Source organism: Rhizorhabdus sp. GW822-FHT03C02 (assembly GCF_058801765.1).
In genome coordinates, this window is record NZ_JBXANN010000007.1 from 1 (window position 1) to 19,639 (window position 19,639).

Consider the following 19,639-nt stretch of genomic DNA (forward strand, 5'->3'; position numbering starts at 1 on the left):
TGGCCTCCAGTCCTTCAAATCCATCGCTCAGGGCTGGGCCCTGAAAAATGTGTGAATCTCCTAGGGCCTCCGCCGGGATGACGATTGAGATCGACGGGCATAACTACCCGCCCGCCGGCCAGTCACCGCTGCGCGGCGAGCTCCGACTTGTAGACGTCGAGATAATTGTTGAGCAGTTCGGCGCGCGCCTCGTCCCAGACGCCGTTGATCCGCTTGGGGGCGCCCGCCAGATAGTCGAAGCGGAAATGGCCGGGCCGGTCGATCTTGAGCTCGAAGCCGCCGATCACCTCGCCCGCCTCGTCCTTGCGCTGGCGATAGAGGTTGACGATCGCGGCACGCGCGGCGTCGTCGAGCCGGAACTGCGCCGAGGCGAATTCGCCGTCGGGCTTGCGGACGATCGCCAGGCCGACATAGTCGATCTGATAGTCGCCGGGATGTTCGAGGATCTCGACATCGGCGAGCAGCCGTTCCCAGCCGCCGATATCGGCCGACGCCGCAACCGCCCGGACAACGTCATTCTGCGCTTCGACAAAATCCATGATCGTCTTCCCGAAAACCGCTGAAACCATCTGAGCCCGGCGCCTATTTGTTCACGAAACTCTGGGTCATCCACACCCCGCCATTGACGCGATAGGATGCCTCGAACGTGTCGGGCCGGGTCGATGTGTTGCCGCTCGCATATTGCGCCTCGATCCGCACCTCGACCTTGTTCGCCGGGTTTTCGGCCAGTTTCCCGACCGTATTCTCGAAATGTTTGTACGCGCCCTGGTTCAGGTTGGGAAGGCCGTCGCCGACCGGCCGACCGTTGCCCGGCACGACATTGAGGCGGTTCGTCTGGCCGCCGAAGCGGTCGGCGATGATGTGGAAGCCGACGTCGGTCGGCTTGCCCTCATGGCCGATCTCGGCCTGCAGCGCGGTGTCGTTGCGGCCGGCGGCGGTCAGATCGATCTGCCCCTCGGAAAGCTTCACCCGTCCGCGCGCGTCGGTCTCATAGGCATAATGGCCATATTCGTAGCGCATGTTGGGCTGCGCATCGTTGGCCGCCTTGTTGAAGCCGTCGGCGTCGTCGAACTTGCGGGTCTTCGCGACCGCGGCTTCGGCGGCATCGTCGAGCTTGCGCGCGCCCGAACCCGCGACTTCCGCCGCCTCGTCGCCATGGCGTGCGACCTTCGCGGCGACGTCGGCCGACGCCTCGACCGCATGACTGCCGCCGCGGATCGCTCCCTTGGCGGCGTCGCCGATCCCGGGAATCCAGCCGATCGCCGCCGCGCCGAGATTGGCCCAGCCGCCCTCCTCGCCCCGCACCACCTGGCCCAGCGCGGCGACGGTATCGCGCGCATCGGCGACCTGGCCGACGATCGGGATGAACCCCACCAGCGTCTGGCCGGCGAGCTTCGACCAGCTCGCATTGTCGCTGAAATCGCCGCGGATCGCGCCATCGAAAAAGGCGCCGACGCCCTCCTCGTCGCGCTTGCCCCCGGCACCGGCGGCGATCGCCGCGGCATATTCGCCCTGTTCGACCGGGGTCAGCCGCGCGGCGACGCGCTGCTCGAGGCCCGGATCGATGTCGGCATGCGCCTTGACGTCGGCCGCGAGCCCCGCCGCGTCGAGCCCGGCCGACGAGCGGTGGCTGGCGACGAGCCCCGCGGCGAGATCGACATGGCCGATCCCTTGCGCCTGTAGCGACGCATTCGCGCCCGTAGCTGCCTCGACTCCCATCGCTCGCCTCCGAACCGTGAATGGCAGGAGAATAGGACGGCGCCGCGTGCCGCGCGCTGAGCGGATCGACTAGATCGGCTAGTCGTTTCGATTAGGCCAGGTCGTGCTCGTGCGCGCGCGCTTCGATGACTTCCGAAGCGCCATGCCGCGGCAGATAGAGCTCGACCGTCGTGCCGGTGCCGACCTCCGAGGCGATCCGGACATGGCCGCCCGACTGTTTGAGGAAACCGAACACCTGGCTCAGCCCCAGGCCGGTGCCCTGCCCGACCTCCTTGGTGGTGTAGAAGGGATCGAAGGCGCGTTCGATCGCCTCGGGCGACATGCCGATGCCGCTGTCGGCGACCGATATCTTCACATAGGCGCCGGGTGCCGGCTCGTCGCCGAACTGGCTGTCATGCGCATCGAGCTGGGCATTGGCGGTCGCGATCACCAGGCAGCCGCCGCCCGGCATCGCATCGCGGGCGTTGAGCGCGAGGTTGACGACGGCATTTTCGAGCTGGCCGGGATCGGCGAACGCCTGCCACAGCCCGTCGTCGAAGCGGGTCTCGATCGCGATGCTCTCGCCGATCGTCCGGCGCAGCAGTTCGGACATGCCGTCGAGCAGCGCATTGGGCGCGATCGGCTGCGGCGCCAGCGGTTGCTGGCGGGCATAAGCGAGCAGCCGTTCGGTCAGCGAGGCGGCGCGCTGCGCGCCCTCGGTGGCATGGTCGAGCCGCTGGAACGCATTGTCGATGTCGCCCGCCGCCAGCCGCCGCCGCGCGAGGTCGAGCGAGCCGATCACGATCGCCAGATTATTGTTGAAGTCGTGGGCGATGCCGCCGCTGAGCCGCCCGATCGACTCGATCTTCTGCAGGTGGCGGAGCTGCGCCTCGGCGGCGCTGCGTTCCTCCATCTCGGTCTCGAGCGCGGCGGTGCGCTCGGCGACCTTCTGCTCGAGGGTCGCGTTGAGCGCGCGCAACGCCGCCTCGCTGCGCTGTTGCTGGGCGAAGGCGATCAGGATGCTGCGGATCAGCGCGATGATCATCGCGCACAGCAGCGCGTAGAGGATCGGCGCGGCCGCGCCCGCGCGCCAGTCCAGCGCGAGCGTTCCGACCGGTGCGATGAAATGATATTTGGTGAGCAGGCCGGCGATCACCGCGGTCAGCACCCCGGCGCGCGGCCCGCCGATGAACGCGACCAGCGTCACCGCGACGAACGGCATCAGGAAGGGAAAGCCGGTGATCGTGTCGCGCAGCGCCAGCCGGAGTCCGACGACGAGCAGCGCCGCCAGCACCGCGATCGCATAGCCAAGCCACGGGCGCGTCCGGAGGGAAGCGGTGGCGAGGACGATATTCATGTCCTCCCTATCGACCTGCGGGTATCATCTGCGCAATCGAAATCGCATCCGTAATGACACGACGGTGACAGCGTCGCCCTGCTACATATACATGCCGCCATTGACGTTGATCTGCTGGCCGGTGATGTAGCCGGCCTTATCCGAACAGAGGAATTCGCAGGCGTCGGCGATATCGTCGGGGGTGCCGGCGCGCGCGATCGGGATCATCCGCGCGACGATATCGACCCCGGGAAATTCGCCGCTGGCGGTTTCGCGCTCCATCAGCGGGGTCGCGACCAGCGCCGGCGGGATGGTGTTGACGGTGATGCCGTGCCGGGCGAGCTCCATCGCCAGCGCCTTGGTCAGTCCGATCACCCCGCCCTTCGCCGCGGCATAATGGGCGCGGTCGGGCGCGCCCGACTGGGCGGCCTGCGACGCGATGGTGACGATCCGCCCCCAGCCGCGCGCGATCATGTCGGGCACCGCCGGCTGGATGCTGTTGAACACCCCGGTCAAATTGATGTCGATCATCCGCTGCCAGGTCGCGAGCGTCATCGTCACGAAGTCCTGCGATCCCGATATCCCGGCATTGGCGACGACGATCGCGACCGGCCCCAGCCGCGCGCGGATCGTCGCATAAGCGGTGTCGACCGCATCGCGATCGGCGATGTCGACCGCGAGCGCGAGGATATCGGCGCCGGCGTCGCGCAGCCGGGCGGCCTCGCGGTCGAGCGCCGCGGCGTCGCGATCGAGCATCGCCACTTTGTGCCCGGTTTCGGCGAAGCGGCGGCTGATCCCCAGCCCGATCCCCGATGCTCCCCCGGTCACCACCACCACCCGATCCGCGTTCATAACATCATCCCCCTGCCGGCTCGCCGCCCCGGCGAACCGCAGCGGATATTTATGAACTATATTGTATCATAAAATCGGCAATGCCCGTCAACGCCAAAGCCGGGACTTGCCAAGCCGCCTGCGCCGCACGATGGACGGCAGGCCGGCAACGGCGCGACGGGAGACAGGCATGCGTATCGGATATTGGGCTGCGCTCGACGACGACGCGGCGGAGCCTTCGGTCATGCTCGGCGCGACGACGCCCGAAGACGCGGCCGCCGGCTTCGCCCAGGAGCTGATCGAAAAGAGCGGCGGCGAATGGATCGGCGGCGCGGTGCGGGTCTGGGACCGCGAACAGGGCCGCGAGGGCGGCACGGTCTTCGACATCAGCGCCAGCTTCACCCCCTGCGAGGGCGATGAGGAAGGCGAGATCGACTGCGAGCTCGAGATCGTCGAGCGGGAATGACTCCCGACCAAATCCTGCATCTCTCCTCCGAATTTAAGCCCCCGACTCTCCAAGAAACTCCAGGATCATCGGCGCGAGCAGCGGCCAGCGTTCGAACCGGCCGCGGCCGGGTTCGTTCGGGATCAGGCTGCAATTGTTCCATTCCTGGTCGGGCCAGGGCGGATCGAGCAGCCGGGCATCGGGCAGCAGCGCCGCGACCTGTTCGCTGGTCCGTCGGGTATGGCTGACGTCGCTCTTGCCGCTGCGCAGGACGACCACCGGCATCGTCAGCGCGGCGATCCGGTCGTCCGAGATCCCCGGCACCGGCGAGACGTCCGAATAGGCATAGGCCTGCGCCCAGAGCTGCATCCGATCGATGAACGCATCGGCATCCCAGCGCAGGATCAGGTCGCGGTTGCGCGGATTGCGGGCGATCTGCTGCGCGAAGCCGGGCAGCGCCGCGACCGCCTCCATCCCGCCGCGCGCCGCGGCGATCGCGGCGTCGCCGCAATAATAGGCCGCGAGTTGGGCGAGCGAGATCGCGCCGCCGCTGATCCACCAGATGAACATCTTCGCCACCCGTTCGGGCATCCGCGCCGCGGTCAGCAGCGAGATGCGCGACCCCGCCGACCCGCCCGCCAGCGCGAAGCGGTCGATCCCGAGCGCATCGACCAGCCCGGCGAGCGTGTCGGCATGGAGCGCCGATTCACTGGCCCCGTCGAAACTGACGTCCGACGCGCCGCAATTGGGCCGGTCCCACAGCAGCACCCGATAACCGCCGGCGGCGAGCGCCTGGCCGAGCTGGGGCACCCCCGGCGTATCGCGCGGATAGCGCCCGCCCGGGGTGAGCACGACCGTCGGCGCATCCTGGGCGCCGAGAAATTCATAATCGATCCCGATCCCGCAAACCTCGATCCGCGCCACGGCTCCGTCCCCCTCAAACGGTCATTTCGAGCAGCGCGCCGCCGGCACGTTCGCCCTCGAAGCGGCCGAGCCCATAATCGCCCTTGATCGTCGTGCGCTGCATCGTCCGGCCGAAGGCGGGGTCATGACCCGACACCGAGTGCAACATCCGCCAATTGTCCCAGATCAGCATCTCGTCGGCCTTCCAGCGATGATGATAGCTGTGGGTGGCCGCGAGCGCGTTGACCGTCTGGCAGACCTCCTCGAGCAGCGCGTCGCCCTCGGCATCCTCGCGCCCGACAATGCCTTCGGACATCCACGGCGAGACGTGCAGCACCTTCTCGCCGGTCGCGCGGGTCCACACCGCGGGGTGGATCGCCCGCGGCATCGCCTTGGCTTCCTCCATCACCGCGCGGGCGCCGGGCTTTTCGACCAGCTCGACCAGATCCTTCGGCATGCCGAAGCGGTTGAGCGCGTAGACGAGGTTGAGCGTGTAGAGGATCTCGCATCCCTCGATCCGCGCCCTCAGCGCCTCGGGAAAGGCCCGGTAGATCGCGATGCCGTCGGCGAAACCGGTGATCCCGCCTTCGGGCACGATCTCGGTCGCGCGCAATATCCCGGCGCGGTTGAGCTCGTCATTATAGCAATGGTCGAAATGCCACGGCAGCCAGTGCGACAGCCGCTTGCCGCCGGTCTCGACGACCCCGCCGGCATTGGCCTTGTTACGGATCTCGACCACCCCCGGAAGATTGTCGGCATCGACCCGGGCGATCCCCTTGACCGGATGCTCCTTGAGCGGCCCGAAAATATCGCTGAGCGCGAGTTGCATCGCGTTCGACGGCTCGACATCGGCGAAGACGATCATGCCATGGTCTTCGAAGGCCGCGAAGATCTGCTGCCGTATCGTGGGGTCCCGAGCCGCGTCGAGGGTAACGCCCCCGATGCGCACGCCGAACGACAGCCCCTGCTGCAATGGTGATATGTCGATGCTTGCCATGATCGCTCTCCCGGCCGGCGCTTCATTGACACGCGCCATCATGTTACATAGTAATCTATATTCTTATATAGTGACATGTTATGGGGAGCCGGCATGGCGGTCAAGCGGAGTTCGAGTGCCACCCGGATGTTGTCGGTGTTCGAGCTGGTGTCGCGGCTTCAGCCGATCGGGGTCAGCGCGCTCGCGCGCGAACTCGCCGCCGACAAGAGCGCGGTCCAGCGCGACCTGATGACGCTGGCCGATGCCGGCTGGATCCGCGCGGTGCCCGGATCGAAGGGGCAATGGGAACTGACCCTGCACATGCTGTCGCTCGCACGGCCGCCGCACAGCAGCCACAGCCTGCGCCACCGGCTGCGGCCGCTGCTCGAACGGCTCCATGCCGACACCGGCGAGACCGTCTATCTGACGCTGCCCCACCAGAACCGCTTCCTGGTGTTCGACGCGATCGAAAGCCGCCATGTGCTGCGGATCGTGCCGCCGGTCGGGATGACCGTCCCGATCGAGGGCAGCGCCACCGCCAAGGCGTTCCTGCCCTATCTCGATGCCGCCGGGCAGGCCGCGCTGCTCGGCGCACCGCCCTCGCCCGCGCTCCTCGACGAGTTCGCGCGCACCCGCGCACGCGGCTATGCCGTCAACGACGGCGAGATCGTCCCCGGATCGGTCGCGATCGCGGCGCCTTTGCTCGAGACCGCCGGCCGGCCGGTCGGAACGATCGTCGTGGTCGGCCCGAGCGAACGCATCGTCGCCGACCGCCGGCCGCCGATCGGCGCGCTGCTGCGCGACGCCGGCCGCTCAGGCGCATCGCTATGGCTCGGCGATCCGCTCGCGGCGATGGCGATCGAGGGTGCGCTATAGCCCCTATAGAGCCGGGATGTTGGACTATCGTCTAAGGTCAACCCGGTCAACTCCCTGCGATATTGAGCAAATCTCAACCTTCTGCGGCTAGTTCTTACGTCAATCTTACGAATATTCGGTTCGGAACGCTGGCGTCCGGACCGCCAGCTGGGGTGCGACCATGAAGAACTTGCCGCTGTCCGGAAAATTGCTCGTGGCGTTCGGGGCCTGTCTGCTCGTCATCCTGGCGTTGAGCGGGCTCGCGGTGGTCAAGCTGTCGACGATGAACCGCAGCATCGCCGCCTTCGCCGACAATCGCTTGCCCAAGGCGGTGTCGCTCGGACGGCTCGACGCGAATTTCCAGGGCTATCGCACCAGCATGTACCGGCACATCGCCGCCGGCCCGGGCCAGCTCGGCGTCGCCGACACCAATGTCGCCGAGGCGCGACAGGCGGTGGTCGAGGCGAAGGAAGAGCTGACCAAGCTGGTGACCTCGCCCGAGGCGAAGGCCGCGATGGCCCGCGCCGACGGGATATTGGCGATCATCTTCGGCCTCGACGAGCAGATCCTGCAACTGTCGCGCGCCGGCGACGACGGCGCCGCCTCGGCGGGGCTGCTGCGGATCAAGGAGCATAGCAACGCGCTGACCAGTGAGATCAAGGATATCCGCGCGCTGTTCAAGGCGCAGGAAGCCGAGGCCAAACGCGAGGCGAAGCAAAGCTATGCCGATGCGCAGCTGCTGATCGCCGCCGCGGTCGGCGTCGCGTTCCTCGTCGTCGGCGGGGTCATGGCGCTGATGGTGCGGCTGGTGTCGCGCCCGCTCAACCAGCTCGCGGGCACGATCGGCGAGATTGCCGGCGGCAAACTCGACGTCGCGATGACGGTCGAGGACCGCCGCGACGAGGTCGGCCGGCTGACGACGTCGGTGATCGGCTTGCGCGACCAGCTCGCCGCCGCCGAGCAGGCCAAGCAGCAGCAGACGACGATCATCGTCGACAGCGTCGGCGCCGGCCTCGATGCGCTTGCCAAGGGCGATCTCACCGCCCGGATCGATGCCGATCTCGCGGGGCCGTTCGCCAAGCTCAAGAGCGATTTCAACGGGGCGATGGACGCGGTCGCCGCGACCATGGGCTCGGTCGCCGCCACCGCCACCAGCATCACCAACGGCGCCGGCGACATCCGCCAAGCATCCGACGACCTGTCATGCCGCACCGAACAGCAGGCGGCGAGCCTCGAGGAGACCGCCGCGGCGATGGAGGAGATCACCGCGACGGTGCGCGAGACCTCCGAGCGCGCAGTCCAGGCGAACGCGGTGGTGAGCGAGGCGCGGATCGATGCCGAGCAGTCGGGCGAGGTGGTGCGGCGCGCGGTCGAGGCGATGGGTGGGATCGAACGCTCGTCGATCGAGATCAGCGAGATCATCGCGGTGATCGACGGGATATCGTTCCAGACCAACCTGCTCGCACTCAACGCCGGGGTCGAGGCCGCCCGCGCCGGCGATGCCGGCAAGGGCTTCGCGGTGGTGGCGTCCGAAGTACGCGCGCTCGCGCAGCGATCGGCCGACGCCGCCAAGGATGTGAAGACCCGGATCACCGCCTCGTCGAACCAGGTCAATGCCGGGGTCGAGCTGGTCAGCGAGACCGGCAAGGCGCTGAACCGGATCATCGACCGCATCGGCCAGATCGACATGCTGGTGTCGACTATCGCCCATTCGGCCGAACAGCAGGCGACTGGCCTGCAGCAGGTCAACACCGCGGTCGCCGACATGGACGGGGTCACCCAGCAAAATGCCGCGATGGTCGAGGAAGCGACCGCCGCCGCGCGCAGCCTGGCGGTCGAGGCCGACGCCCTGTCTCGCGAGGTCGCCCGCTTCCGGCTCGACCGTCCTTCGGCCTCGCCGGTTCATGCGCTGCAGGCACGGGTCGCGGCAGGTGCGCGTCGGGCCGCATAAGGCAGCCTGCCCACTTAAAAATACGCCAAACCAGTGGTTTATTACATTAGCTTACGCTAAAAAATACGGATCAGACGTTCACCGCCTGGCCCGCATTCCGCTTCGCGCGCAGGCAATAGCCGATCGCGCCGAAGCCGAGCAGCAGCATCGCCCAGGTCGACGGCTCGGGGGTCGCGGATACCAGCGCGGTACCGATCGTCAGATTGTCGAATTCGAACCCGCCACCGGCATTCTGGATCAGCCCGACCCGGTTGAACGGCGTATCGCTGACGAAATTGAAGAAGGCATATTCTTCGCCGCTATTGCCGCCGCCGACCGGGTTGCCGCGATAGCCACTGTTGAATCCCGGCGATGCCTCGAGGATCGACTGCAGCGCATAGCTGCCGACCAGCGTGTCGTTCGAATAGAGCGCCACCGTGTTCTGGCCGTCGAGCGCCGAGCCCCACAGCCCGAAATAGTTCACCGCCGACGACAGCTGGATCGTCGCCTGTCCGGTCACCGAACCGAACCGGCCGGTGCCGCCGGCGCCGCCGAAGACATTGGCGTCATAGATGTTGACGAAGCCGCTGGTGGTGGAACCGGTGATCGGCGAGCCGGCAAAGGCGACCGTGGGCAGGCCGTTGGTCGCGCTGTCGAGATTGGCGAGGCCCAGCGTATAGCCCGAGATCGTCGTCGCCATGACCCTGGCAGCTTCGATCGAGATCGTGACCGCGGCAGGGAGCGGATGCGCGATCGCCAGCCCCAGCGCCATCGTGGCGATCGTCGCGAGACCATGACGCTTCATATCATCACCCTGTTTACGCACCTGAACCCCATATCCCGACTATACCCGCTCGGCGCTCCACGCAATTCGCCTTTCGCACAGGAGACGATAGCAGGCGCCGGTTTACCAAAGATTGCCGGCTACCGCCTCGCGCCGGTGCGCCCCACCATCCTGCCGACCGGCCTCGCCGATCGAGCTTACCAGCAAACTCTCCGCTTTCGCCTTCTCGGGGGAGTTGTCGCTACCGAGCAGCATCGGATGGAGAAGCCGGCGGGCGAGATCGACCTTGCCCTGACGGACCAGTTCCTCGCCCAGATAGAGTCGCGGCCCTGGCGCCGCCGGGACCTGGCGGATGACGTTGGCCATGCCGATCAGGCCCTGGTCCGGAACCGGCTCGCCCGCTTTGGTGAAGCTTTGAAACCAGGCGATCGTCGGCAGCGGCGCCCGGCCGTCGAGCGCGACCGCACGCCCGATCGTCGCGCGGGCGGCAGCCAGCCCGGCCGAACGGTCGGCGGCGGGGCCGGCAATCGCGCGATCGGTCTGGGCGATGCCCTTCCAAGCCAGCCCCCGGACGTCGTCGGGGCTTTTCGCCAGCACGCGCTCCGCCGCCGCCAGGCACGCGTCGGCATGACCGATACGGCATTCCGCCTCGGCCAGGGTCAGCGCCGTCTCGGCATCATAGGGAAGCTGGCCGACGCTGGCGCGCAGCGTAACGAGCCAGGCCGGATCGGCCGCCTGCTCGGACGCATCCATGCCGGCACCGAGCGCCAGCTTCGCTTCGATCGCGATCCCCGCGCCCTCCGCAAGCAGCGTGACCCGCGGATCCTGCACCGGGATCGTCGGCGGATCGGCCCGGGCGAACCAGGTCGGACGCCCAGCATAACGTTCGATCTCGCGCTGGAGCCGGAGCATGTCGCCAAATCCCCTGGCGGCCTCGGCCATCGGCACACCCTGGCGAATGGCCGCCATATAATGCGCGAACTGTCGGCCCCGTTCGGGCTTCAGGTCGGAGAACAGGAAATAATGGGCGAGCAGCCAGGCATGATAGGGCGTCCATACCATCTTGGTCGACGGTGCGACGAGATAGCGGCCGGTCAGCACGTCGCCGACCTTGAGCGTGCCATAGGATCGAAACACGCCCTTATAGTCGAGCGGCGCACGCGCATAGTCGAGCGTCCCGTCGCGCCTGACGTCGATCGTCGAGAACAGCGCCCCGACCCCATCGAGATACCAGCGCGGATACGGCACTGGCGCATAGACCCGCAGGAAATGCTCGGCGAAGGCCGAATAGAGCACCGTTTCCCAGTCCCGCGCCATCGGCGGATGATAGGGAAGACCCATGCAGTCGGCCGCGCCTGCGGCCATCGCGTCGTCGCAGTCCTGGCTGGCGGCGAGCGGGGTGTTGAGCCTGATCATCTGATCGGTACGCGCGACCGCGAGTATCTCGCCATCGTCGCGCGGATCATAATAGCGCTCGCCGACGAAGCTTCGCGCGAAAGGCCCCTCCTCCGCCCGCATATTGCGAAGGCCCATCTTCCTGTAGAAGTCCGACGAACCGAGCAGGATCACCTGCAGCTTGACGGCCTCGTCGCCGTCGTCGCCGCCGCGATAGAGCCGCGACATGAGCTGATGCAGCCTTTCGAGGGCGGTGGTGACCCGCAACAGCTCGGTCTCGCTGCCGTTGCTGGTCACGGCGACATGATCGGCCTCGGCGCGCCGCCATGTGCCCTTCTTCGCCACCGGCGCCGGTGCGGGGCTCGCTTTCACGACGATATCGGGGCCGCTCGCCTGGGCATGGGCAGCGCTCGTCCCGAGCAGGCCGAGCGACAGCGCAACAGCACAGTGACGGCCGATCGGCATGACCCTAACCCCGCCTGACTGATCTCCGCGATATTCAACGATATTATGCGATTACTGTCAAAATTTAAGACATGAACCTGTCGGATATCGCCGTGCCGAAGCCGATCGCATGGGCGGCGCCCCGCCTCTCTCCACCGGCCTCATGCCGGCTTATATCCCATGACGATCGATCAGATGTGCCGGAGTTCCTCGGCCGCCAGCACGCGCGGGTCGTCCGCCTCCTGCCCGGAGCCGATATCGGGATCGGCGCGCGACGCGATCATCGCCACGAAGCGTTCCTGATTGTCCTGCAGCCATGCCTTCAACTGGTCCTGGCTGGGCGCTCCCTCGCCGCCATCTGCTTTCCAGCCGGCCGCGGCGACGTCCCACGGAATATTGACGCCCCATTCCTGGCCGACGGTCGGGACATCGACGAGAAAGGCGCCGCCTTCGGGTGTGAATTCCATCTTCGATCGCCTTTTCGTCCGGGTTTCAGGGCCTTCGTCGCGCGCCGCCCGGTCTGATCCTGACGGCGCGGAGCATCGGTCGGGAACGCGCCGGCATTTCATGCTGTTCCGCCGGTGGATCGATCATGCGGTTTCAGGGTCGCCGGACCACCGCGCCATCGCCCATGCGACGCACTCATGATCGGCCATCGTCTCGGCGACCCAGGCGACGACCCCATCGGGGCGTATCAGCACGGCGCGCAACCCCAGCCGATCCCTGGCATCGCCGGCGACATAGTCGATCCGATGGCGCCAGCGGCCGGCGATCGCGCGAAGCGGCGCATCGGCTTCGAAGTCGAGCAACAGCCCGCGACCGTCGCGGAGCAGATCGCCGGGCGTCGTCCCGTCGGCCAATGCGAAGTCGGGAACGCTGCGGCCGACCAGATCATGGCCACCGCCGAGATCGTAGCGGAGCGAAAGGCCCCACACCCGCTCGGCGAAATAGGTCGCGCCGTCGCGGGTATCGATCAGGTCGCGGACGATCGCCTCGAGCGCGCGCGAACTCGGGCTCGGGCGCATCAGCGCGACCTGGGCGCGCGACCAGTCGAGGATCGCGGCGCCCACCGGATGGCGCTCGCGCACATAGCTGTCGAGCAGATCGGCCGGCGCATCGCCGCGCAGGGTCGCCGCCAGCTTCCAGCCGAGGTTCATCGCGTCGCCGATCCCGAGGTTGAGCCCCTGCCCGCCCAGCGGCGAATGGATATGCGCGGCATCGCCCGCCAGCAGCACGCGGCCCCGGCGATAGGCGGTCGCCTGGCGGGCGCGATCGACCCAGGTCGTGGCAAGATCGAGCGCGGTCACGACGACTTCGACGCCCGAAATCCGCCGCAGCACCGCTTCGACATGGTCGCGGGTGATCGCCCCGGCGCGGTGGAACGCGCCGCCATCATAGTCGACCATCGCGATCGTGCCGGGCTTTTGATAGCTGTACATGCCGGTCGGCGTATAATGGCGCCCAGACGCGAGGCCGTCCGGATCGGCGAGTGCGACCTGGACCGAATAGCCGGTGAATTCGGGATCGGTGCCGACGAAATCGAAGCCGCCGGCCTTGCGGACGATGCTGCGGCCGCCGTCGCAGCCGACGAGCCAGCGCCCGCGGAACACCTCCCCACCGGCGTGGACCGCGACCTGCTCATCGGACGGGTCGAAGCCTTCGACCGCGCAGCTGCGTCGGATCTCCGCGCCCATCGCCTGTGCCCGTGTCGCGAGCACCGCCTCGAGCCGTTCCATCTCGATCGCCAGGCTGGTGCCCGCCGGGCTCGGCAGGCGATAGCGCCATCGGGCGTCGTCGATGCGGTCATGATGGAAGGGGATGCCGGCGAAATGGCCGCCCGGCGCGCGCCGCTGCTGCGTCCAGTGCGCGCCCGCCGCGGCGGATCGCGGGCCGGCGATGTCGTCGAGCAACCCGCGGCGGTAGAAGGCTTCGATGGTCGGCGCCGAGAGACCGCGTATCCCGAACGGCAGGCGTTTGAGCGGCGACGCGGGATCCGGAGCCTGTTCGAGCACCAGCACCGAGCAACCGGCCAGACGCAGTTCGCAAGCGAGAAACAGGCCGACCGGGCCGGCGCCGGCGATCACGACGTCATGAAGGACCGAAAAGGGCAAGGACATGATCTACTCCCTGTGCCGTCCGGCCGGAGCAGTTCGTCATCTCGACAACCACACGGACGAACGGCGGACGCCCGGAGGCGGCCGATGTTCGTCGTGGGACTCATGCATTAAGCATCGTCAGAGCTTCCGTTGCCGGAAGGACCTGGGCTGGACCACACCAAGTCTGCCTTTTTCGACAGTGGTCCTATAATCCCGGACCGATCGCTCGGCAAGCTGGCGGTATTATAGCAACGGGCGAAATCCCTGACTCCCCTTCTCCGTTCGTGTCGAGCGCAGTCGAGACACGTGCCACCAGCGCAACGTGTCTAGACTGCGCTCGACACGAACGGGTCAAAGCTGAGGACCGTTGATCTTACAGCAGGACCGGCCCGGTCGCATTCGCATCGGGAAGGCCATGCTCGCGCTCCCAATCTTCGATATCGTCGTAACAGGCCTCGACGATATCGGCATAGGTTTCGCGGAAGAAGCGGCGCTGGTCGGCATGGTCGAAGACGAAGGGCCGGTTGTCGCGGACCCCGCGCAGCACCATCGGCGCGATCGCCTCGGGGTGGTAGAATTTGAGCGCGTCATGCTTGAGCGAGCCTTCGGCGATCTGCACCTCGGCATCGGGTTCGGGCCCGCCGAAGCGCGCGGGGCGATAGCGGCCATTATTCGCCTTCATCCCCGACGCCACCGCGCCCGGACAATAGCTGGTGGTGTGGATGTCATAGTCCTTAAGTTCGAGCGCGAGGTTCATCATCATGCCGATGATCCCCGCCTTGGCGGCCGAATAGGGAACATGGACCGGAATCCAGCCCGGCAGCAGCCCAGCCATCGACGCGGTCGCGACGATATGTCCGCCGCCGGCGGCGATCATGTCGGGCAGGAAGGCGCGGGTGGTGGACATCACCCCCATCAGATTGACCTGGATGATCCAGTCGACATCGTCGTCGGACATGTCCATCAGCCGGGTGAACGAGGTCGCCCCGGCATTGGCGAAGACCAGCTGAATCGGCCCGATCGCGGCGTTGGCCGCCGCCTTCATCGCGGCGATCGACCCGCGCTCGCAAACGTCGCAAGGAAGCGCCACGGCGGTTCCGCCGGCCGCGACGATCTCGTCGGCAACCTTTTGCGCCTTGTCGAGGAGGATGTCGGCGACCGCGACCGCGGCGCCCTGCGCGGCGAGCGCCTTGGCGAGCCCCATGCCGATCCCGCTGCCTCCACCGGTCACGACCGCCGCCTTGCCGCTGATCTCGGTCATCGCCGCTCTCCCCTCGTTATATATCACATTGTGATATTATGCATTATATTATGACATGCTAATGCGATGGTCCGGCACCGGTCAAGCGTGCGGGTTAAATCGCGACCCATCGAACACGGGCGCACGCAATCCCGATCAGTGTAAGCGGATTTCCTCGTTTCACGCGATCCACCGCAGGGGCCATGAGGCGGCCATCCCAACTGCCCTGGAAACCGCCATGTCCGATCCGTTCCCCGCCATCGATCCGTCCAGCATCCCGACCCGCGCCGCGATCCGCGCGCATCTGCGCGCGCTCGCCCGCGCCCGCCGCGTACAGGGCGCTCCGATCTTCACCCGCGCGATCACCGCCTGACGCCGATCGACGGACCGCAGCCGTCCGTCCCACAAACTGCGATCGATTGCGAAAGCATCGCTTGCGGGACCGCGCCGGGCGGCGCAGTGTCGCATCCTGATACAAGTTGCGCCGATGCCCGATATCGCACCGGGCGCAACCGCGCACGACAAGGCCTATTGAAGAACGAATAACACAAAGCAGACTCGCTGGAGAGTGCAATGGCGGACATCCTGTCGTCTGTCGATCAGGTCCGTGTCCTCACGGAGCGACTGTCTTCGATCTTCTCGCGTCTGCCCGGGGTCGCGATCGTCAGCCTGCTCAACGCCGCGCTCATCGTCATCGTCATCGAACGCGAGGAATATGCGCGGAGCGCCTGGATCTGGCTGGCGCTGGTCGCGAGCCTGTCGCTGGTCCGCGCCATTTTCTATCTGGGGTACCGTGCCGATCGATCGCCCCGCGATCGCGGCTGGGCACGCTACTGGCAGCGCGTCTCGGTGTCGGGATCGTTCGCATCGGGGCTGCTGTGGGGGATCGGCTCGCTGTTGATCATGGGCGAGACCAGCATCGACCAGTGGCTATGGGCGTTCGCGATCGGCGGGATGTGCGCAGGCGCCGCCTCGCTCCATGCCGCGCATCTGCCCTCGGCCTTCGCCTTCACTTTGCCCGCCTGCCTGCCGCTGGCGCTCAGCCTGCTGTTCCAGGGCAATTTCCAGGCGGGGGCGGCAGGCATCATGACGCTGGCCTTCATCGGCGTCACCAGCTTCACCGCGATCCTGTTCAGCAAGGAGTTCGGGCGGACGCTCGCGCTCAAATTCGCGCTCGAATATCGTGCGGTCGAACTCAACAACATCAACGGCCGGCTGACCCGCGAGATCGCCGACCACCACAGCACCTCGGAGGCGCTCTACCAGTCACAGAAGATGGAGGCGCTAGGCAAGCTCACCGGCGGCTTCGCCCACGACTTCAACAATCTGCTGACGGTGATCATCGGCAATCTCGACCTGATCGCCGCCCCGGCCGGCGAAGGCCGGCAGAAGGATCTCGCCGCCACCGCGCTCGCCGCCGCCCAGTCGGGCGCCAGCCTCACCGCGCGCCTGCTCGCCTTCGCGCGCAAGCAGACGCTCACCCCGACGCTGGCCGACATCAACCGGATCATCGCCGAATTCGAAAGCCTGTTGCGGCGGGCGGTGCCGGCGTCGATCGAGTTCATGTTCGATTTCGGCGCCCATGCGCCGATCGTCCATGTCGACACCACCCATTTCCAGGCGGCGCTGCTCAACCTCGTCGTCAACGCCCGCGATGCGATGCCGGCAGGCGGGCTCATCACCATCTCGACCGCGCGGCGGCAGCTCGACGGCGACGCGCTGGTCGGCACCGGCAGTCCGCCCGGCGACTATGTCACGATCGCGGTCGCCGACGACGGCAGCGGCATGCCGCCCGAGATCGTGGAGCGGGCGTTCGATCCCTATTTCACCACCAAGACCGACAGCGGCGGCAGCGGCCTTGGCCTCTCGCAGGTCTATGGCTTCGCGCGCCAGTCGGGCGGCTTCGTCCAGCTCCACAGCGAAGCCGGCTGCGGCAGCTGCGTCACCATCTTCATCCCCGCCAGCGACGCGCCGCTCCCGGTCGAGGACGAGGTCGGCACCCCCGCGGTCGCCCGCTCGGGCAACCGGCTTTCGGTGCTGCTGGTCGACGACAATGTCGCGGTGCTCCACGTCCTCCAGGCCGGGCTCGCCGACCAGGGCTGGTCGATCGCCACCGCACTCGACGGCCGCAGCGCGCTCGACATGATCGCGCAGGATCCGGGCTACGACATCGTCGTCAGCGACATCGACATGCCCGGCGAGATCGACGGGCTCGACCTCGAGAACGAGGTCCGCCAGCGCTGGCCGCATCTGCCGGTGCTGCTGATCTCGGGCGCGCCGATCCCGGTCGGACGGCTCCGACCCGACACCGAATTCCTGACCAAGCCGTTCCGCAACCATATCTTGCTGAGCAAGATCGAGTCGTTGCTGTGATGGAATAAGGGCGGTGTCGCGATCGCTGGGGTAGCGGCGAAAGGGGGCCTGCGAAGCCGCCGCTTCGTAAAGGAGAAGCGGTTGCTTTGGCGGGACGATCAGGACTGTCCGCTTTTGATGCCCAATCGGGCAAAGGCAGACGTCACCCTATGAAACAATGTCGACCGCCATGGGAGCGGAAGCGGCCTGTCCGCTCTCGGGGTCACAAGCCGTCAAAGGTGCCATTCGTTCAACTGACCGAGGTATCCGAAGGGCCTGCTTGCGGCCTTATGCCAGACCAGATCTCATGCTTGAGGAAGATAACGCCGGCGCCCGTGCTCATCGACGACCCGCGCCGCGTTTCCACGGCGCTTCGCCAGATTCGCCGCGAAATGAGCCAGCCGGACTAGCCGTGATCTAGAGGCAGCCCTCGACATATTCGATGCTGCGCGAGCCGACCGAAATGCCAGTGACCTTGCCGCCGCTGATCGAGAATTTTATGCCGCGCTCGCCCCCCGGCTCATAGTAAAACAGCTTCTTGTCAGGTGGTTCGGAATAAATGTCGGGGAGCTGCTTGAGGTCTCTATACGCCTTACGGACCCCGGATTCCGGGTCGCCGAGCTTGACACCACGATCGGTCATGAACACGGGCGCCGTCGGATCGAAATAGGCCTCAACGGTCGTCACCACACCGCTCTCGACCAGCATCTGCAGATTCTTCGGGCCGCCGATCACTTCATAGGTGAGACAGGTTCCGTCGCCTGCCTCGGTATAATGGCCATCGTCGCGGATCTTCATGCCCGATGCCCGTTGGGCGCTGTCGGTGGTAACGCCCGCTTCGATCCCACTCCATCCAAATGGCGTCATCACCCGACAGGCGATGCCGCGACATCCCGCGACCAGGGTCGGAGATGGTGAGGGCTCAGGTGTCGGGGGCGGCGTTGGAACCGGCTCCGCGGGCAAACCAGCCGCTTCGGTCGTCTCGACCGGCGCAACCAGAACCGGGGCACTTGGCCGGTTGAGATAGATGACGACAGCGAGCGCGGCGACTGCCGCCGCGCCGGCCAGTGCCAGCTTGCCGCGCAGAATGGCCCGACCGGAGCGAGGATTGGGCAAGGTCTCGAAGACCGGCGGCGGTGACGGTGTGGCGGGTCCGAATGTCGCGTCATAGGCGCGCCGGCGCTCGGGATTGCGCAGGACGGCATAGGCCTCGCTCAGTTGCTTGGTGCCACGCTCGGCTTCCGCCTTCGGTCCAACGAAGATATCAGGGTGGTAGCGGCGCATCATCGCGCGAAAGGCAGCGTCGATAACCTCCCGATCCGCTCCGCGATCTACGCCCAGTACCTCGTAATAGTTCATGGCGCTCTCCCCGCATGCAGCGATGCGACTACATTGCCGGTCTGCGCAAGACCGAGTTTCAGATGCCTCGCCACAAGCGGGCATTCATCAGGGCCAGCCGCCAAACATCAGCTTACAAATGGCCCTCCCATAGACGTGACGGCGGACCGCATAAGCGATTATCGAGAGGTCACATTTCGACTGGAAGTCTGGTCCGACCCTCCAGCTTGAAGATCATTTCCCTGACGGCACGCATCACTATGTCGCAAGCCTGTCCTGTCCGAACTGAGACGCGGTCGTTCCCGCGCACATAAATCACACGTTCTTGCTTGGCGGCCTAAGCATAAACAATTCCCGCGTGGCGGCCACCTGTCGCCCATCGGATAGGATGATTGAACCAGGCTCTGGGATTCGTGATCGAGAGTAACGGAAAAATCCACCTGCGGTTAGCCGCCGTTGCTCCGTCGCTTGGCATACCGTACTGATCTCGCACCATGGACAGACATCAATTTCGTTGGGGGCGACCACCGCGAACCGGCGAATATTTCTGGTCGGCCGTGGCAACGTTGCTGGCGCTTGGTCTCTCGGCTGCGAGCATCGTCACCGTCATCGATCCCGCGCAGCGTGGAGACATGGCGGATCAGTACGCACTGTGGATTGTCGCGATTCTATCATGGCTCATCCCGTTGATGTTTTGGTCGACGCTCCTGAGAAAGCGTCGCCAATTTAGCGACCGCACCCCGATTATGATCGTCGACGATCGAGGAATGTCGACAAGAGATTGGCGAGGAAATTTGGCCGTGTTCCTCTGGACGGAACTCATGTTTGAGCGAGTTCAACGGGGTTCGAACGACGAACTAGTTTTTCGAGCTGGCAATATGTCCGGATCGATTGCGTTGACGGACCTCGATCGAGACCCTGGTGAAATCATTGCCATCATGAATCGGTGCAGTGCCGATGTCGGACTTGAGGGGCCGCTCACGGCGTCGCCGCACTGAAAACAGCCTAAGCGCAGA

Annotated in this window: 18 protein-coding genes; 6 read left to right on the plus strand and 12 right to left on the minus strand. The window is 66.3% G+C overall.

Translation table 11 applies throughout. The features are described from left to right. Nucleotides 1-122 precede the first annotated feature (122 nt). The 4 genes from AC1RM6_RS17780 to AC1RM6_RS17795 form a co-directional block, all read right to left on the minus strand. On the minus strand, nt 123-539 hold the full coding sequence (locus AC1RM6_RS17780; protein ID WP_493103587.1) for a hypothetical protein: 417 nt from the start codon (nt 537-539) through the stop codon (nt 123-125). A gap of 43 nt (nt 540-582) precedes the next feature. Then, the gene (locus AC1RM6_RS17785; protein ID WP_493103588.1) at nt 583-1,719 is read right to left on the minus strand and encodes a DNA/RNA non-specific endonuclease; all 1,137 of its coding nucleotides are present in this window, start codon (nt 1,717-1,719) and stop codon (nt 583-585) included. Between the two features lie 91 nt (nt 1,720-1,810). Then, entirely contained in the window at nt 1,811-3,055 is a 1,245-nt protein-coding gene (locus AC1RM6_RS17790) for an ATP-binding protein (protein WP_493103590.1), read from the minus strand. A gap of 81 nt (nt 3,056-3,136) precedes the next feature. Beyond that, nucleotides 3,137-3,886, minus strand: a complete 750-nt coding sequence (locus tag AC1RM6_RS17795; RefSeq protein ID WP_493103591.1) for an SDR family NAD(P)-dependent oxidoreductase — start codon at nt 3,884-3,886, stop codon at nt 3,137-3,139. Between the two features lie 169 nt (nt 3,887-4,055). On the opposite strand from AC1RM6_RS17795, the gene AC1RM6_RS17800 reads away from it, so the two are divergent. Then, nucleotides 4,056-4,331, plus strand: coding sequence for a hypothetical protein (locus AC1RM6_RS17800; protein ID WP_493103593.1), 276 nt, complete (start codon nt 4,056-4,058; stop codon nt 4,329-4,331). Nucleotides 4,332-4,364: 33 nt separating this feature from the next. Here the strand turns inward: AC1RM6_RS17800 and AC1RM6_RS17805 are convergent, their stop codons facing one another. After that, nucleotides 4,365-5,234 carry an alpha/beta fold hydrolase gene (locus tag AC1RM6_RS17805; RefSeq protein ID WP_493103595.1) on the minus strand — a complete coding sequence of 290 codons (870 nt, stop codon included), beginning with the start codon at nt 5,232-5,234 and terminating at the stop codon, nt 4,365-4,367. Between the two features lie 13 nt (nt 5,235-5,247). Next, nucleotides 5,248-6,210, minus strand: coding sequence for a TauD/TfdA dioxygenase family protein (locus tag AC1RM6_RS17810; RefSeq protein ID WP_493103597.1), 963 nt, complete (start codon nt 6,208-6,210; stop codon nt 5,248-5,250). Nucleotides 6,211-6,303: 93 nt separating this feature from the next. Between AC1RM6_RS17810 and AC1RM6_RS17815 the strand changes: the two genes are divergently transcribed. Both AC1RM6_RS17815 and AC1RM6_RS17820 read left to right on the plus strand, forming a co-directional pair. Further along, nucleotides 6,304-7,065, plus strand: a complete 762-nt coding sequence (locus AC1RM6_RS17815; protein WP_493103599.1) for an IclR family transcriptional regulator — start codon at nt 6,304-6,306, stop codon at nt 7,063-7,065. 160 nt (nt 7,066-7,225) lie between these two features. Beyond that, the gene (locus AC1RM6_RS17820) at nt 7,226-8,995 is read left to right on the plus strand and encodes a methyl-accepting chemotaxis protein (RefSeq protein ID WP_493103601.1); all 1,770 of its coding nucleotides are present in this window, start codon (nt 7,226-7,228) and stop codon (nt 8,993-8,995) included. Nucleotides 8,996-9,065: 70 nt separating this feature from the next. Here AC1RM6_RS17820 and AC1RM6_RS17825 read toward each other — a convergent pair whose 3' ends face one another. The 5 genes from AC1RM6_RS17825 to AC1RM6_RS17845 all read right to left on the minus strand — a co-directional run bounded on the left by AC1RM6_RS17825 (nt 9,066) and on the right by AC1RM6_RS17845 (nt 14,954). Continuing rightward, a complete protein-coding gene (locus AC1RM6_RS17825; RefSeq protein ID WP_493103603.1) occupies nt 9,066-9,779 on the minus strand; it encodes an Npun_F0296 family exosortase-dependent surface protein in 714 nt (237 codons plus the stop codon). Nucleotides 9,780-9,881: 102 nt separating this feature from the next. After that, on the minus strand, nt 9,882-11,618 hold the full coding sequence (locus AC1RM6_RS17830) for a tetratricopeptide repeat protein (RefSeq protein WP_493103605.1): 1,737 nt from the start codon (nt 11,616-11,618) through the stop codon (nt 9,882-9,884). Nucleotides 11,619-11,788: 170 nt separating this feature from the next. Continuing rightward, entirely contained in the window at nt 11,789-12,064 is a 276-nt protein-coding gene (locus AC1RM6_RS17835) for a hypothetical protein (protein WP_493103607.1), read from the minus strand. A 123-nt stretch (nt 12,065-12,187) separates the two neighbouring features. Continuing rightward, a complete protein-coding gene (locus AC1RM6_RS17840) occupies nt 12,188-13,714 on the minus strand; it encodes an FAD-dependent monooxygenase (protein WP_493103609.1) in 1,527 nt (508 codons plus the stop codon). 352 nt (nt 13,715-14,066) lie between these two features. Beyond that, nucleotides 14,067-14,954: an SDR family oxidoreductase gene (locus AC1RM6_RS17845; RefSeq protein WP_493103611.1), complete on the minus strand. Its 888-nt coding sequence runs from the start codon at nt 14,952-14,954 to the stop codon at nt 14,067-14,069. A 217-nt stretch (nt 14,955-15,171) separates the two neighbouring features. Here AC1RM6_RS17845 and AC1RM6_RS17850 point away from each other — a divergent pair, with 217 nt between their 5' ends. Both AC1RM6_RS17850 and AC1RM6_RS17855 read left to right on the plus strand, forming a co-directional pair. Beyond that, nucleotides 15,172-15,306, plus strand: coding sequence for a hypothetical protein (locus AC1RM6_RS17850; protein ID WP_493103613.1), 135 nt, complete (start codon nt 15,172-15,174; stop codon nt 15,304-15,306). A gap of 200 nt (nt 15,307-15,506) precedes the next feature. Beyond that, nucleotides 15,507-17,306 (plus strand): ATP-binding protein, encoded by a 1,800-nt coding sequence (locus tag AC1RM6_RS17855; protein WP_493103615.1) that lies wholly within the window; start codon nt 15,507-15,509, stop codon nt 17,304-17,306. Between the two features lie 396 nt (nt 17,307-17,702). On the opposite strand, the gene AC1RM6_RS17860 is transcribed toward AC1RM6_RS17855, so the two are convergent. Then, a complete protein-coding gene (locus AC1RM6_RS17860; protein WP_493103617.1) occupies nt 17,703-18,644 on the minus strand; it encodes a J domain-containing protein in 942 nt (313 codons plus the stop codon). A gap of 473 nt (nt 18,645-19,117) precedes the next feature. Between AC1RM6_RS17860 and AC1RM6_RS17865 the strand changes: the two genes are divergently transcribed. Continuing rightward, nucleotides 19,118-19,621 (plus strand): hypothetical protein, encoded by a 504-nt coding sequence (locus tag AC1RM6_RS17865; RefSeq protein ID WP_493103619.1) that lies wholly within the window; start codon nt 19,118-19,120, stop codon nt 19,619-19,621. Nucleotides 19,622-19,639 lie beyond the last annotated feature (18 nt).

What these genes read in the sequence shown, in the direction of transcription:
- AC1RM6_RS17855 (WP_493103615.1), top strand. Translation starts at nt 15,507, where the DNA reads ATGGCGGACATCCTGTCGTCTGTCGATCAGGTCCGTGTCCTCACGGAG.
- AC1RM6_RS17800 (WP_493103593.1), top strand. Translation starts at nt 4,056, where the DNA reads ATGCGTATCGGATATTGGGCTGCGCTCGACGACGACGCGGCGGAGCCT.
- AC1RM6_RS17845 (WP_493103611.1), bottom strand. Translation starts at nt 14,954, where the DNA reads ATGACCGAGATCAGCGGCAAGGCGGCGGTCGTGACCGGTGGAGGCAGC.
- AC1RM6_RS17865 (WP_493103619.1), top strand. Translation starts at nt 19,118, where the DNA reads ATGGACAGACATCAATTTCGTTGGGGGCGACCACCGCGAACCGGCGAA.
- AC1RM6_RS17860 (WP_493103617.1), bottom strand. Translation starts at nt 18,644, where the DNA reads ATGAACTATTACGAGGTACTGGGCGTAGATCGCGGAGCGGATCGGGAG.
- AC1RM6_RS17820 (WP_493103601.1), top strand. Translation starts at nt 7,226, where the DNA reads ATGAAGAACTTGCCGCTGTCCGGAAAATTGCTCGTGGCGTTCGGGGCC.
- AC1RM6_RS17795 (WP_493103591.1), bottom strand. Translation starts at nt 3,886, where the DNA reads ATGAACGCGGATCGGGTGGTGGTGGTGACCGGGGGAGCATCGGGGATC.
- AC1RM6_RS17780 (WP_493103587.1), bottom strand. Translation starts at nt 539, where the DNA reads ATGGATTTTGTCGAAGCGCAGAATGACGTTGTCCGGGCGGTTGCGGCG.
- AC1RM6_RS17815 (WP_493103599.1), top strand. Translation starts at nt 6,304, where the DNA reads ATGGCGGTCAAGCGGAGTTCGAGTGCCACCCGGATGTTGTCGGTGTTC.
- AC1RM6_RS17810 (WP_493103597.1), bottom strand. Translation starts at nt 6,210, where the DNA reads ATGGCAAGCATCGACATATCACCATTGCAGCAGGGGCTGTCGTTCGGC.
- AC1RM6_RS17825 (WP_493103603.1), bottom strand. Translation starts at nt 9,779, where the DNA reads ATGAAGCGTCATGGTCTCGCGACGATCGCCACGATGGCGCTGGGGCTG.
- AC1RM6_RS17835 (WP_493103607.1), bottom strand. Translation starts at nt 12,064, where the DNA reads ATGGAATTCACACCCGAAGGCGGCGCCTTTCTCGTCGATGTCCCGACC.
- AC1RM6_RS17850 (WP_493103613.1), top strand. Translation starts at nt 15,172, where the DNA reads ATGTCCGATCCGTTCCCCGCCATCGATCCGTCCAGCATCCCGACCCGC.
- AC1RM6_RS17840 (WP_493103609.1), bottom strand. Translation starts at nt 13,714, where the DNA reads ATGTCCTTGCCCTTTTCGGTCCTTCATGACGTCGTGATCGCCGGCGCC.
- AC1RM6_RS17785 (WP_493103588.1), bottom strand. Translation starts at nt 1,719, where the DNA reads ATGGGAGTCGAGGCAGCTACGGGCGCGAATGCGTCGCTACAGGCGCAA.
- AC1RM6_RS17830 (WP_493103605.1), bottom strand. Translation starts at nt 11,618, where the DNA reads ATGCCGATCGGCCGTCACTGTGCTGTTGCGCTGTCGCTCGGCCTGCTC.
- AC1RM6_RS17790 (WP_493103590.1), bottom strand. Translation starts at nt 3,055, where the DNA reads ATGAATATCGTCCTCGCCACCGCTTCCCTCCGGACGCGCCCGTGGCTT.